11 protein-coding genes are annotated in these 13,225 nt (G+C 72.0%); 2 read left to right on the forward strand and 9 right to left on the reverse strand.

What is annotated here, in order from left to right:
- Positions 1-58 precede the first annotated feature (58 nt).
- From HYN04_RS12255 to HYN04_RS12295, 9 genes are all read right to left on the reverse strand, one after another.
- Complete coding sequence (locus HYN04_RS12255) at positions 59-361, reverse strand: putative quinol monooxygenase (RefSeq protein ID WP_110451020.1); 303 nt, start codon at positions 359-361, stop codon at positions 59-61.
- The gene (gene leuD / locus HYN04_RS12260) at positions 358-969 is read right to left on the reverse strand and encodes a 3-isopropylmalate dehydratase small subunit (RefSeq protein WP_110451021.1); all 612 of its coding nucleotides are present in this window, start codon (positions 967-969) and stop codon (positions 358-360) included. Before leuD ends, HYN04_RS12255 begins: the two co-directional genes overlap by 4 nt.
- Positions 966-1,760, reverse strand: a complete 795-nt coding sequence (locus HYN04_RS12265; protein WP_110451022.1) for a VOC family protein — start codon at positions 1,758-1,760, stop codon at positions 966-968. Before HYN04_RS12265 ends, leuD begins: the two co-directional genes overlap by 4 nt.
- Positions 1,757-3,169 (reverse strand): 3-isopropylmalate dehydratase large subunit, encoded by a 1,413-nt coding sequence (gene leuC, locus HYN04_RS12270; protein WP_110451428.1) that lies wholly within the window; start codon positions 3,167-3,169, stop codon positions 1,757-1,759. Before leuC ends, HYN04_RS12265 begins: the two co-directional genes overlap by 4 nt.
- A gap of 60 nt (positions 3,170-3,229) precedes the next feature.
- Positions 3,230-4,570, reverse strand: a complete 1,341-nt coding sequence (locus tag HYN04_RS12275; protein ID WP_110451429.1) for a nucleotide sugar dehydrogenase — start codon at positions 4,568-4,570, stop codon at positions 3,230-3,232.
- A gap of 19 nt (positions 4,571-4,589) precedes the next feature.
- Positions 4,590-5,078 (reverse strand): universal stress protein, encoded by a 489-nt coding sequence (locus tag HYN04_RS12280; protein WP_110451023.1) that lies wholly within the window; start codon positions 5,076-5,078, stop codon positions 4,590-4,592.
- A gap of 40 nt (positions 5,079-5,118) precedes the next feature.
- Entirely contained in the window at positions 5,119-6,153 is a 1,035-nt protein-coding gene (gene trpS, locus HYN04_RS12285; protein WP_110451024.1) for a tryptophan--tRNA ligase, read from the reverse strand.
- Between the two features lie 117 nt (positions 6,154-6,270).
- Positions 6,271-7,851 (reverse strand): murein biosynthesis integral membrane protein MurJ, encoded by a 1,581-nt coding sequence (gene murJ / locus HYN04_RS12290; RefSeq protein ID WP_110451025.1) that lies wholly within the window; start codon positions 7,849-7,851, stop codon positions 6,271-6,273.
- A gap of 138 nt (positions 7,852-7,989) precedes the next feature.
- A complete protein-coding gene (locus tag HYN04_RS12295; RefSeq protein WP_110451026.1) occupies positions 7,990-10,821 on the reverse strand; it encodes a [protein-PII] uridylyltransferase in 2,832 nt (943 codons plus the stop codon).
- 131 nt (positions 10,822-10,952) lie between these two features.
- Between HYN04_RS12295 and HYN04_RS12300 the strand changes: the two genes are divergently transcribed.
- Together HYN04_RS12300 and HYN04_RS12305 are read left to right on the forward strand one after the other, a co-directional pair.
- A complete protein-coding gene (locus HYN04_RS12300) occupies positions 10,953-11,906 on the forward strand; it encodes an ABC transporter ATP-binding protein (protein WP_110451027.1) in 954 nt (317 codons plus the stop codon).
- Positions 11,903-13,204, forward strand: a complete 1,302-nt coding sequence (locus HYN04_RS12305) for an ABC transporter permease (protein WP_110451028.1) — start codon at positions 11,903-11,905, stop codon at positions 13,202-13,204. Before HYN04_RS12300 ends, HYN04_RS12305 begins: the two co-directional genes overlap by 4 nt.
- Positions 13,205-13,225: the final 21 nt, after the last annotated feature.

Genomic DNA, 13,225 nt, shown 5'->3' on the forward strand with positions numbered 1-13,225 from the left:
AGCCTTTGCAGATCGGAACAGCGCCCTTGCACGTCCGCCCCCTCGCGGGCAGGACCCGTCAAAGCGGGCGCTGAGAGGCGATCTCGTAGGCGAACAGGCGCCGGTCGGAAACCCCGAAATTGGGCCAGTGGGCGCGCCATTCGGCCATGTGCGGGGTCTGGAAATGGGCCTCGAGGGCGGCCGCGTCGCGCCAGACCTCGAACACCCGGATCCGGCCGGGCTCGGCCACGTCCTCGGCGTAGGTATAGTCCAGGCATCCGTCCTCGGCCCGGCTGGCCTCGAGCATGGCCTTCATGTGGGGCCGGAACCGCTCGAGGTTCCCGGGCGGCACGCGCACTGAGCCGGCGATGATCAGGGTCATGTCCGCTCGAGCCAGGGATGGGTCAGGGTGCGGCCCGCCTCCCAGGCGTCGATGTCGGCGGCGGCTGAGAGGGTCTCGCCGATGGCGTCCAGGCCGTTCAGCATCTTGGCCTTTCGGGAGGCGTCGATCGCGAAGGCGAAGACCCTGCCCGAGGGCGAGGTGACGGTCTGGGCCTCCAGGTCGACGCTGACCATGTGGTTGCCGCCCAGGCATTCGCCCATCAGGTCCTGGACCTCGTCGGGCTTGAGGACCACGGGCAGGAGGCCGTTCTGGAAGCAGTTGTTGTAGAAGATGTCGGCGAAGGACGAGGCGATGACGCAGGTCACGCCGAAGTCCATGAGGGCCCAGGGGGCGTGCTCGCGGCTGGAGCCGCAGCCGAAGTTGTCGCCGGTGACCAGGACGCCGGCTCCGGCGAACTCGGGCCGGTTGAGCACGAAGTCCGGACGGGGCTGGCCGTCGCCATCGAAGCGCAGGTCGTAGAACAGGCCGCGCGAGAGGCCCTCGCGCTCCACCGTCTTCAGGAACTGCTTGGGGATGATCTGGTCGGTGTCGATGTTGGCCAGGGGCAGGGGCGCGGCCCGGGCGTCGAGGCGGGTGAAGGGCTTCATGGCTCGGCTCCGGCCGTTCCGGCGTTCTGCTGCAGCACCACGGTGGGCGTAAAGGGCACGCCCTCGCGGAGGGTGAAGATGCGGGTCCCGGGCTTGCGGCCGTTGCGGACCTCCGAAACGTTGAAGCCGAGGCCGGAGAGCCGGCCCTGGACGGCGTCGGCGTCGGCGGCGCCCCAGGCCAGGCCGTTGAAGTCGTCGGGCTGGTCCGTCGTCTCGGCCTCCCCCAGACGCAGGACGACCTCCATGACCAGGCCCCCGCAGGCGAAGAACATCTGCCGGGCGCCCCAGGCGGGATTGGACCGGTCGAGCCGCAGGTCGAGGCCGAGCCGGGCGCCCCACAGGGCCAGGGCCCGGTCTCCGGAGCGGGCGGCGATGACCACGTGGTCCAGGGCGCTGACGGCCGAGGCCTCCGAAACCGCAGGCGCCGACAGGCCGGGGCCGTCGCCGGACACGAGGGCCAGGTTGAGGCCGCCCGCCGCAGCGGGGTCCAGGCGGACCATGCGGCGGTCGCCGAAGGTGGTCTCCTCCCCCAGGGCGGGCAGGCCCCGACGGCCGGCCAGGCGCACGGCGGCGTCGAGGTCGGCGACCTTCAGGGCGATCAGCTCGCCGGGATCGGCCTCGCGGCGGGCGCGCAGGCAAAGGGCCATGTTGGTCAGGGAAAAGACACTGGCCGCAGCGCCGTCGAGCTGGCCCTCCCAGGCCGGCTCCCGGCCCAGGAAGACGCCGTAACGGGCGGCGGCGTCCTCGACGTCATCCACGGGGACGACCACATGGTCGAGGCCCAGGATCACCGCAGGTAGTCCCGGACGTCGGCGATGCGGCCGGCGAGGGCGGCGGCGGCGGCCATGGCCGGGCTCATCAGGTGGGTGCGCCCTCCCCGTCCCTGCCGGCCCTCGAAATTGCGGTTCGAAGTGGAGGCGCAGCGCTCGCCCGGCGCCAGCCGGTCGGGGTTCATGCCCAGGCACATGGAGCAGCCCGGCTCGCGCCAGTCGAAGCCGGCGGCGCGGAAGATCTCGTCCAGGCCCTCTTCCTCGGCCTGGGCCTTCACGAGACCCGAGCCCGGGACCACCATGGCCCGGACGCCCGGCGCCACCGTACGGCCGCGCACGATGTCGGCGGCGACCCGCAGGTCCTCGATCCGGCTGTTGGTGCACGAGCCGATGAAGACCACGTCGACCTTGGCCGAGGCGATGGGCTGGCCGGCCTCCAGGCCCATGTATTCGAGGGCGCGGGCGACGGCGGCCCGCTTGTCAGGGCTGGCGAAGGCCTCCGGCGAGGGCGCGGCGCCGGTGACCGGGACCACGTCCTCGGGACTGGTGCCCCAGGTGACGAGGGGGGCGATGGCCGAGGCGTCGATCCGGACCTCGCGGTCGAAGACGGCGTCGGGGTCGGAGAAGAGGGTCTTCCAGCTGGCCAGGGCGATGTCCCAGGCGCCGCCCTTGGGGGCCGAGGGACGGCCGCGCAGATAGTCGAAGGTGGTCTCGTCCGGGGCCACCAGGCCCGCCCGGGCGCCGCCCTCGATGGTCAGGTTGCAGAGGGTCATGCGCCCCTCCATGGACAGGGCCCGGACCGCGTCTCCGGCATACTCGATGACATAGCCCGTGCCGCCGGCCGTGCCGATCTGACCGATCACCGCCAGGGCGAAGTCCTTGGCGCCGACGCCCGGGGCGGGCGTTCCCTCGATCATCACCCGCAGGTTCTTCGCCTTGGTCTGGCGCAGGGTCTGGGTGGCCAGGACGTGCTCGACCTCGGAGGTGCCGATGCCATGGGCCAGGGCCCCGAAGGCGCCGTGGGTGGAGGTGTGGGAGTCGCCGCAGACGATGGTCATGCCCGGCTGGGTGCGGCCCTGCTCGGGGCCCACCACGTGGACGATGCCGTTGCGGATGTCGCCCATGGGGAAGAACTCGATGCCGTTGTCGGCGACGTTGCGCTCGAGGGTGGCGAGCTGGAGGCGGGCCTCCTCGTCGGCGACGGCGGCCACGCCCAGGCCCTGGCCCTCGGTGGGGATGTTGTGGTCGGCCACGGCCAGGGTGCGGTCAGGCCGCCGGACCTTCCGCCGGTTGGCGCGCAGGCCGGCGAAGGCCTGGGGCGTCGTCACCTCATGGATCAGGTGCAGGTCAATGTAGAGGATGGCCTCGCCGTCCTGTTCGGCGACGAGGTGTGCATCCCAGATCTTGTCGTAGAGGGTCTTGCCGGCCATGGCGCGCATCTAGGGTGCGAGGGGCGCGGGTGTCCAGCGCAGGACGAAAAAGAGGCGGTTTCAGGCCTTGACCACCCGGTCTCCGGGCAGGCCGCGGCGGGCCATGGCGTTACGGGTGTCGACCACCAGCCGGGCGGCGTCCGAGACAAGGGCGTAGTCCACGGCGTCGTGGTCGGTGGCGATCAGGACGGCGTCGTACCCAGCCAGGGCTTCGCGCGTCAGGTCGACGGAGCGGCGCCCGGCCAGGCCCGGGTGCTCGCGGGTCGGCGGAATCTGCGCGATCAGGGGGTCATGGAAGTCGCAGGTCGCGCCGCGGGCCTCGATGGCCTCGATGAGGACCAGGGAGGGGGACTCCCGCGTGTCATCCACGTTCTTCTTGTAGGCCGCGCCGACGAGGAGGATGCGGGCGCCCTTGAGGGCCCGCTCGGCGTGGTCGCTGAGGGCCCGCGCCAGCCGGTCGACCACAACCCCGGGCATGGCGGTGTTGATCTGTCCCGCCAGCTCGATGAAGCGGGTCTCCATGCCGAACTCCCGGGCCCGCCAGGTCAGGTAGAAGGGATCCACCGGGATACAGTGCCCGCCCAGGCCGGGGCCCGGATAGAAGGGCATGTAGCCGAAGGGCTTGGTGGCGGCGGCGTCGATCACCTCCCAGACATCGATGCCCATGGCGTCGTAGACCAGCTTCAGCTCGTTCACGAGGGCGATGTTCACCGAGCGGAAGATGTTCTCGGTCAGCTTGGCGGCCTCTGCGGCGGCGGCGCTGGAGACCGGCACCACCCGGGTGATCATGGCCTCGTAGAGGGCGACGGCGAGGTCGCGGGAGGCCGGGTCATCGGCGCCCACCACCTTGGGAATGGTGCGGGTGCCGAAGTGGGCGTTGCCCGGATCCTCACGCTCGGGGGAGAAGGCCAGGAAGACCTCGCGGCCCACCTTCAGCCCGCCGGCCTCCAGGAGAGGGCGCACCACCTCGTCCGTGGTGCCGGGCCAGGTGGTGGATTCCAGGACGACCACCTGGCCGGGCCGCAGGGCGGCGGCGGCCGAGGCGGCGCTGGCGCGGACGAAGGACAGGTCGGGGTCGCGGTTGCGGGTGACCGGCGTAGGCACGCAGAGGATGACGGCGTCGGCCTCGGACAGGCGGGCGAAGTCGGTGGTGGCGTCCAGCCGCCCGCTGTCGAGGGCGGTCCGGAGAGCCTCGGGCGCCAGGTAGTTGATCACCTGCCGGCCGGCCAGGATGGCCTCGACGCGGGAGGGGCTGATGTCGAAACCCAGGACCGGGAAACCCGCCTCGACGGCGGCGAGGGCCAGGGGCAGGCCTACATAGCCCAGGCCAATGATCCCGACGACGGCGCGCCGGGACCGGATTCGGTCCATCAGGTCGGCGCTGTGGGCGTTTTGGGTCATCTGGGAGTCCCTGTCGGTCTCAGGCGAGGTCATCGATCTCGGCCTCGGAAAGGTCGCCGGGCACGACGGTGACGGGCAGGTTGCGGCCGCCCCAGCGGACGCCCTCGCGGGCGATGGAGGCGACCAGGGGTCCAGGTCCGCGGCCGCCGGTGGCCGCCGCCAGCACCAGGATCTTGATGTCGCGATCGGCGCTGATGGCCCGGCGCAGGGCCTCGCGGGTGTCGTCGGCGCGGATGAGGAGAAGCTCGGGCAGGCTGCCGGTCTCGGTCTGGACGAGGGGCGTGTAGGCCTTCAGCTCCTCGGCGGCCTCGGCCCGGGCCTGACGCTCGATCTCGTCACGCACTCCGGACCAGTGCTCGAAGACGGCGGGGGCGATGACCCGCAGGATCGCGATCTTGCCCCCCGTCGAGCGCGCCCGGCGGCAGGCGAACCGCAGGGCGGCGGCGAATTCGGCGCTGCCGTCGGCGATCACCAGGAACTTGCGCGGCGGGGCCGTCAGGGAGGTCATGGTCGGACCGTGGCCCGCCGCCGGCGCGGAGACAAGGCCCTCAGCCCGCCCAGTAACCGACCGCGGCCTTCACTTCGGCCAGGACGGGGGCCCCGACCTGGCGCGCCCGCTCGGCGCCGGCGGCCAGGATGCGGTCGATTTCGACCGGATCGGACATGTAGCGGCGCATGGCCTCGCCCACCGGGCCCAGCTTGGCCACCGCCAGGTCCGCCAGGCGGGGCTTGAACACCCCGAAGCCCTGACCGGCGTACTCGGCCAGGACCTCGGCGGAGGTGCGGCCATCGAGGGCGGCGTAGATGGCGACCAGGTTCTGCGCCTCCGGCCGGGCCGCCAGGGCCTCCAGGGTGTCCGGCAGCGGCTCGGGGTCGGTGCGCGCCTTGCGGATCTTCTGGGCGATGGCGTCGGCGTCGTCGGTGAGGTTGATGCGCGAGTATTCCGAGGGGTCGGACTTGGACATCTTGGCCGCGCCGTCGCGCAGGGACATGACCCGGGCGCCCGGCCCCTCGACCACCGCCTCGGGCAAGGGGAAGAAGCCCGGGACGCCAAAGTCATGGTTGAACTTGGCGGCGATGTCGCGGGTCAGCTCCAGGTGCTGGCGCTGGTCCTCGCCCACCGGCACGTGAGTGGCCCGGTAGAGCAGGATGTCGGCGGCCTGGAGCACCGGGTAGGTGTACAGGCCGACGCTCTCGCGCTCCTTGTGCTTGCCCGCCTTGTCCTTGAACTGGGTCATGCGGTCGAGCCAGCCCAGGCGAGCGACGCAGTTGAACACCCAGGCGAGCTCGGCGTGGGCCGGCACGGCGGACTGCGGGAAGATGGTGGCGACCTTCGGATCGAGGCCCGAGGCCAGGTAGGCGGCGGCGATCTCGCGCACCTGGCCCTTCAGCCGCGCCGGATCCTGCCACTGGGTGATGGCGTGCAGGTCGGCGACGAAGATGAAGGTCTCCATCTGGTGCTGGAGGCGGGTGAACTTCACCAGGGCGCCGAGATAGTTGCCAAGGTGGAGGGCGCCGGTCGGCTGGACGCCGGACAGGACGCGGGCGGGGCCGGCGTAGGCGGGGGGAGGCGTGTCGGTCATGGAGGCGCAGGGCTCCGGAAGGGCGTCGGATGAAGGGGCGGCGGCGTCAGCCGCGGCGCCATCGCAGGCTCTGTGCAGGCTTCCGGATCATGGCGGGCGAATAGCGCCGAACCGGCCTCAGGACAAGTCCGGGGCCGGCGGCGAAGGGGCGGAGGGCGTCCGGCGCAGGGCGGCGCGCACGTCGGACATCCGCATGCCGCCAAAGGCGAAGAGCAGGCCGACATAGGCGAGGGCGCCGGCGAGGCAGACCCAGAGCACGGTCAGCTCCTTGGCGCCGAGGCCCAGGAGCGAGACCCCGGCCAGGGGCGCCTCGAGGGCGGTCCGGAAGTGGGCGGCCAGGGCCAGGAGGAGGCCCATGCCCACGCTGGCGGCGATGATCCGGGCGATCCGGCTCCAGGCCTCCGCGGAGGGGGCGTAGGCCTTCCGGCGGCCCAGGGCGTAGGCCATCTGCGCCACGGTGATCCAGGTGGCGATGCTGGTGGCGGCGGCCAGGCCGGTGAAGCCGACCAGGTGGAAGAGGGCGACCCCCAGGGCGATGTTCACCGCCACCGACACCAGGGAGAAGACCATGGGGGTGCGGGTGTCCTCGCGGGCGAAGAAGGCCGGCTGGAGGATCTTGACCAGGACGAAGGCCGGCAGGCCCCAGCCGTACTGGAGCAGGATCAGGCCCGAGGCCCGGGCGTCCTCGAACACGAACTGGCCGCGGGTGAAGAGGCCGTCGACCAGGTAGACCGGCATGGCGACCAGGGCGGCGGAGGCCGGAAGGCAGAGGGCGAGGCCGAAGACCAGGGCCTGGTCCATGACCGCCTGCCCCTCGCGGGCGTCCTCTCCCGCGAAGGCCCGGGACAGCTGGGGCAGCAGGGCCACGCCGATGGCGGTGCCCACCAGGGACAGGGGCAGCTGGTAGAAGCGGTCGGCGACGCTCATCCACACCCGCAGGCCGGCGACGTGGGAGGCGAGCATGGTGGAGATGAAGATGTTGACCTGGACGGCGCTGGAGGCCACCGCGCCGGGGATGGTCAGGCGGACGAGGCGGCGCACCTCCGGGGTCAGCCGGGGCCGGACGAGGCGGATCCGGGCGCCGGCGCGCCGGACGCCCCACCAGCAGAGCCCCGCCTGGGCGATCCCCGAGACGATGGTGGCCCAGGAGGCGGCGTAGGCGGCCTTCACCGGGTCGGTCTGGGGCAGGACCGCCGCGAGGACGCCGATGTTCAGCACCACCGGATAGGCGCCGTAGATGATGAAGCGCCCCCGGGCGGTCAGCACCCCCGCCAGGAGGGCGGCGATCACCATGCAGGGCAGGTATGGCATGGTGATCTGGGTCAGGATGACCGCCAGCCGGAACTTGGCGGGATCGTCGATGTAGCCGGGGGAATAGACCAGCATGATCCAGGGCATGGCCAGCTGGGCGACGAGGGTCAGGGCCACCGTCGCCACGGCCATGACCGCGAGGGCGTCGGAGGCGAGACGATCGGCCTCCGGGCCGCCCTCGCCCGACAGCGTGCGCGAATAGGCCGGGACGAAGGCGGCGGCGAAGGCGCCCTCGGCGAAGACCCGGCGGAACAGGTTGGAGAAGGCCTGGGCGGTAAAGAAGGCGTCCGCCGCTATGGTCTGGCTCGCGCCCATCCGGGCGGTGATGACCAGGTCCCGGGCCAGGCCCAGGAAGCGGCTGACCAGGGTCAGGCCGGAAAAGACCATGGAGGCGCGGATCAGGCCGCCCCCGGCCTTTGGCCCGGCGGACGGCGGATTTCCCCGCGAGGGAGTCGGGAGGGACGGATCGCTCACAGCGCCTGAATGCGCCCCGCCGCGGCGACCGGTCAAGACGCTGGCGCGGGGTCAGCGGGCGACGCTGGCCCGGGCCTTCTGCAGGTGCGCCCGGCTGCGGCCCGAGGGCAGGGCCTCCACGGCCTCGAGGGCGGCGAGCATGTCCGCCTGGAGACGGGCGGCGCGGGGAGCGTCCAGGAGTTTGCGGCCCTGGTCGTCGACCACGTAGAAGGCGTCGACCGCACGCTCGCCATATCCGTCGATGTGGGCCGAGATCAGGGACAGGCCGGCGTCGGCGATCACCTCGGCCAGGGCGGACAACAGGCCCGGCCGGTCGCGCCCGGAAGCCTCGATCACGGTGGCGGACTCCGAGGCGTCGTTGTCGAGGACCACGGTGGGGGTGATGGCGAAGGCCGCGGCGCGCCCAAGCTCCGAGGCCGGACGGCCGTCGCGCTTCAGGGCCTCGCCCCGTCCGGCGGCATCCAGGAGGGACATCAGGCGGTCGAGGGCCCTGGGATTGTCGGCGCCGAAGGCCCCCCCCGAGGCGTCCTGGACAAAGAAGACGTCCAGGGCCTCGCCCCGCCGCGAGGTGTGGACCCGCGCGCCCAGGACGTTGGCGCCGGCCAGGTTCAGGGCGGCGGACAGGTCGGCGAACAGGCGGGGGCGGTCGGTGGCCGCCACCGACACCTCGGCGGCGTTCATGTCGGTCCGGATGCGGCAGGCGGTGGCCGACCCGCCCTCGGACGCCCTGCGGACCAGGGCGCCGTGGGCCCGGACCTCGTCGTCGGTGAAGGCGCTGAAGTAGGCGTCCTCCATGGACTGGGCCCATTCGGTCAGGGCCGGGCTGGAGGCGGCCAGGCGCATCCGGGCGTCGTAGGCGGCGTTCTCGTGGTAACGGCGGATGGCCGCAGCGTCCTCGGCGCCCCGACCGCCCCGGAAGAGGGCTTCGGTGGCGCGGTAGAGCTCGCGCAGGAGCTGGCCCTTCCAACCGTTCCAGACCCCGGGGCCGACGGCGCGGATGTCGGCCACCGTCAGCACCAGCAGCAGGCGCAGCCGTTCCGGCGTCTCGACGATCCGGGCGAAGTCGACCACGGTCCGCGGGTCGGAGACGTCGCGTTTCTGGGCATAGTCGCTCATGACCAGGTGGTGCTCGACGAGCCAGGCGACGAGCTCGATGCGCTTGCGGGTCTGGCCCAGCCGCTCGCAGGCCTGTCGCGCGGCCCGGGCGCCGGCCAGTTCCTGCCCCCCGGCGCCGCCCTTGCCGGTGTCGTGCAGCAGCATGGCCAGCAACAGGGCGTCGCGGTCGCTGATCAAGGGCATGATGGCGGTGGCCAGGGGATGGTCCTCGGCATAGCGGCCATCGGCGATGCCGGCGATCACCCCCACCGCCCGCAGGGTGTGCTCGTCCACCGTGTAGGAGTGGTACATGTTGAACTGCATCTTGGCGACGATGCGGCCCCACTCCGGCAGGTAGCGACCGAGGACGTCGGCCTCGTTCATCAGGGTCAGGGCCCGCTGCGGGTCCCGGCCCCGGGCCAGGATGTCCAGAAGCACGGCGGCGGCTTCGGGATCGCGGCGCACTCGCGGGCCGATGAGGGCGGCGTGGCGCGAGGCGGCCGTGAAGGCGTCGGGGTGCAGGTCCAGCCCCTCGCGGTCAGCGTGCAGGAAAAGGCGCAGGAGGTTGACCGGATCGGCCTCGAAGACCGCCGGGCCGTCGACATGCAGCCGCCCCCCCTCGGCGTAGAAGCCCGGCGCCACGTCCCGGCGGCGGGACCGGCCGCGGCCGGGAAGCAGGCGGGAAAGGCCCCCGGGCTGGGACTTGACCCGCTCTTCCTCGAGCTTGGCGGTGAACACCCGGGTCAGGGCGCCGACCTCCTTGGCGATCAGGAAATAGCGCCGCATGAAACGCTCCACCGCCGGGGCGTCGCCGCGGTCGCCGTAGCCCATGCGCCGGGCGATGGCGGGCTGGAGGTCGAAGGTCAGCCGCTCCTCGGGCCGGCCGGTGGCGAAGTGCATGTGACAGCGCACCGCCCAGAGGAAGTCGATGGCCCGGATGAACCCGGCGACCTCCCGGCGGTCGAACATGTCCAGCTGGATGACGCCGCTGGCCCGGTCGGCGCTGGCCACGGGGTTCAGGTAGCGGGCGATCCAGAACAGGGTGTTCAGGTCGCGCAGGCCGCCCTTGCCCTCCTTGATGTTGGGCTCGACCATGTAGCGGCTGGCGCCGGCGCGGACGTGCCGTTCGTCCCGTTCCTTGAGCTTTGCAGCAACGAACTGGGCGCCCGTGCCCCGCACCACCTCATCCCGGAACCGGCGGAGCAGGTCCCCCGCCAGATCCTCGTCGCCGGTCAGGTGCCGCGCCTCGAGGATGGAGGTGCGGATGGTGAAGTCCTCGCGGGAGAGGCGCAGGCACTCGTCGACCGTCCGCGAGGCGTGACCGACCTTGAAGCCCAGGTCCCAGAGCGCATAGAGCATGAACTCGATCACGCTCTCGGCGTGCGGCGTCTGCTTGTAGGGCCGCAGGAACAACAGATCGAGGTCCGAGAAGGGCGCCAGGGCGCCCCGCCCGTAGCCCCCCACCGCCATCAGAGCCAGGCGCTCGCCCTCCGTGGGATTGCGCGCCCGGAAGACGTGCACGGTGGTGAAGTCGTAGAGGGCGCAGACGACCTCGTCGGTGACGCCCGCCAGGAGGCGGGCGGTCTCGATCCCGCCAGCGCCGTTCTCGAGCCGCTCCTTGGCGATCATCCGCCCCCGGAACAGGGCCTGCCGCAGGATGTCGAGGGCCCGCCGCCTCTGCTCGGCCTCGTCGCCGATGGCGTCCAGGGCCGCAGCGGAAAGGCGCGCGCGCAGGCTGACGCCATCGAGGACGTGTTCCAGCCGGGTCGGGCGAAGGCGCTTGGACATGACGCCAGATATAGGCGCAATTCTCGCCGCGCGTCAGGAGGATCGAGCGGGCCGGATGCGGCGGGGCGGGTCCCGATTGCCGGGCCGCCCGGGCGGGGGCATTATCCCTCCACGCGGCGAGGGACTCCCGAATGACAGGCGCACCCGCACTGGAGCTGGAGGCCCTGACCCGGACGTTCGGGGACCGGGCCGTGGTCGAAGACCTGAGCTTCCGGGTCGAGCCGGGAGCCGTCTTCGGCTTCCTGGGCCCGAACGGCGCCGGAAAGACCACGACCCTGAGGATGATCCTGGGCCTGATGGCCCCGAGCTCAGGACGGATGACCGTCCTGGGCGCGAGCGACGGACGGCGGGTCCGGGACCGGATCGGCTTCCTGCCGGAGGAACGTGGCCTGCACCCGCGCATGACCCCCCTGCAGGCGGCGGCCTTCCTGGGCGGCCTGAAGGGAGTGGCCCCGGCGACCGCCCGACGGAAGGCCCGGACCATGCTGGACCAGCTGGGCCTGGGCCACGCCGCCAACACCCAGATCCGGAGGCTGTCGAAGGGCATGGCGCAGCAGGCCGCACTGGTCTGCACCCTCATCCACGACCCGGAGCTCATCATCCTGGACGAGCCGTTCTCAGGGCTGGACCCGACGCATCAGCAGGGCCTGGAGGCGCTGATCCTCGAGCGCTCGGGAAACGGCGCCACCATTGTCTTCTCGACCCACGTGATGTCGCATGCCGAGCGCCTCTGCGACCGGATCCTCCTGCTGGCCGGCGGACGCAAGGTCTTCGACGGGACCGTCCAGGAGGCCCGAAGCCGGGCGCCCGGACGGCTGGTGCTGGAGGGCGGACTGGAGGTTTCCGACATCCAGGGCCTGCCGGGCGTGGTCGGCGTCAACGCCGCAGGCCCGGCCGCGAACGAGGGGGACCGTCGCCTGGAGGTCGAACTGGCCCCGGGCGCCGAGGCGCATGAGACCCTCTCCGCCGTCTTCCGGGCCGGCCTGGCCGTGCGGCGGTTCGAGTCCCGGGAACCTGGCCTGCATGAGGCCTTCCTGCTTTTGACGGGCGCCGGCCAGCGCCTTCCGGAGGTCGCCGGCGCATGAGACGTCTGCTTCTGATCCTGAGGCGGGAGTATCTCGCCTACCTGCTGACGCCGGGCTTCTTCATCGCCCTTCTGATCGTGCCGCTGATCTTCGTCGCCACGGCTGTCCTGCCCAGCCTCCTGTCCCGCCACACGCCGGCGCCCAGGGTGGTCATCCTCGACCTCACCGGGATCGGGCCGGAAGCACCGGGCCGATACCTGGAGGCAAGGATCCGGGAGGGCCGGACCCGGAACCTGCCCCAGGAGCAGGCGGCGGTCCTGGCGCCGCCGCCGCCGGGGCTGGTCGGCGTCCGGACGCCGCAGGACGCCGGTGAGCGCATCCAGGCCTTCTACCGGGAGCAGGATCCCGATGCGAACCCGCCGATCATCCTCGTACTGGCGGGCGGGGCCGATGCCATAGAGGCCAGGCTCTGGACGCCAAGGGCGCGCCTGATCGACCTTTCCGGATCCCTGGAGGATGACCTGTCGGAGTGGGCCCGCGAGCGACGCATGAAGGCCCTCGGTCTTTCCGGGGCGGATATCCGGCGGGTGTCCGAGGCGGGAATCGACGTCCAGACCTACTCGCCGGAGTCCCGAACCGGGAAGGTCACCTTTACCGACCGGCTGCCTCAACTCGCCGCCCTGGGAGTCAGCTATCTGCTGGTCAGCCTGATCCTGGCGGGGTCGGGGATGATCCTGACCAGCGTCGTCGAAGAGAAGTCCAGCCGGGTCATCGAGGTCCTGGTGACCTCGGCGCACCCGGCGGAGCTGCTGCTCGGCAAGGTCCTCGGGGTCCTGTGCCTTTTCCTGACCGTCCTGGGCGCACTGGCCGGGGTGGGAGTCCTGGCGGCGGGCCAGCTGCCGGCAGGTAACGCCCGGGAGGCGGTGGGGGCCATCTTCGATAACGGCCTCCTGGGCTGGGCGGCGCTCTTCCTGGCGTCCGGCTTCCTGCTCTACGGATCGATCTTCGCAGGGCTGGCCGCCTTCTGCGAAACGCCCCGGGAAGCCCAGAGCCTCGCCACACCCCTGAGCCTGATGATGGTGGCGCCCCTGATCCTGGTGGTCTCCGCCCTGCAGGCGCCCGACTCGCCCTTCCTCCGGGCCGCAGCCCTCTTCCCGCCCTTCACGCCCTTCCTGATGCTCCTGAGGATCGCCGACGGCGCACCGGCCTGGGAGGTTGCGACCGGGCTGGCCCTCATGGCCGCGACTACGGCCGGCGCGATCTGGATCGGCGTCCAGGCCTACAGGACCGGCGCCCTGGCGCAGGGGCCGCCTCGCCTCGCCGCCATCCTGCGAAACGCCTTCACCCGAAGAGCCTGACCCCCGACCTTGCGGAAGACG

Origin of the sequence: Phenylobacterium parvum (genome assembly GCF_003150835.1) — a bacterium.
Taxonomy (GTDB): Bacteria; Pseudomonadota; Alphaproteobacteria; order Caulobacterales; family Caulobacteraceae; genus Phenylobacterium; species Phenylobacterium parvum.

What these genes read in the sequence shown, in the direction of transcription:
- HYN04_RS12255 (WP_110451020.1), bottom strand. Translation starts at nt 361, where the DNA reads ATGACCCTGATCATCGCCGGCTCAGTGCGCGTGCCGCCCGGGAACCTC.
- leuD (WP_110451021.1), bottom strand. Translation starts at nt 969, where the DNA reads ATGAAGCCCTTCACCCGCCTCGACGCCCGGGCCGCGCCCCTGCCCCTG.
- leuC (WP_110451428.1), bottom strand. Translation starts at nt 3,169, where the DNA reads ATGGCCGGCAAGACCCTCTACGACAAGATCTGGGATGCACACCTCGTC.
- HYN04_RS12275 (WP_110451429.1), bottom strand. Translation starts at nt 4,570, where the DNA reads ATGACCCAAAACGCCCACAGCGCCGACCTGATGGACCGAATCCGGTCC.
- HYN04_RS12280 (WP_110451023.1), bottom strand. Translation starts at nt 5,078, where the DNA reads ATGACCTCCCTGACGGCCCCGCCGCGCAAGTTCCTGGTGATCGCCGAC.
- trpS (WP_110451024.1), bottom strand. Translation starts at nt 6,153, where the DNA reads ATGACCGACACGCCTCCCCCCGCCTACGCCGGCCCCGCCCGCGTCCTG.
- murJ (WP_110451025.1), bottom strand. Translation starts at nt 7,851, where the DNA reads ATGGTCTTTTCCGGCCTGACCCTGGTCAGCCGCTTCCTGGGCCTGGCC.
- HYN04_RS12295 (WP_110451026.1), bottom strand. Translation starts at nt 10,821, where the DNA reads ATGTCCAAGCGCCTTCGCCCGACCCGGCTGGAACACGTCCTCGATGGC.
- HYN04_RS12300 (WP_110451027.1), top strand. Translation starts at nt 10,953, where the DNA reads ATGACAGGCGCACCCGCACTGGAGCTGGAGGCCCTGACCCGGACGTTC.
- HYN04_RS12305 (WP_110451028.1), top strand. Translation starts at nt 11,903, where the DNA reads ATGAGACGTCTGCTTCTGATCCTGAGGCGGGAGTATCTCGCCTACCTG.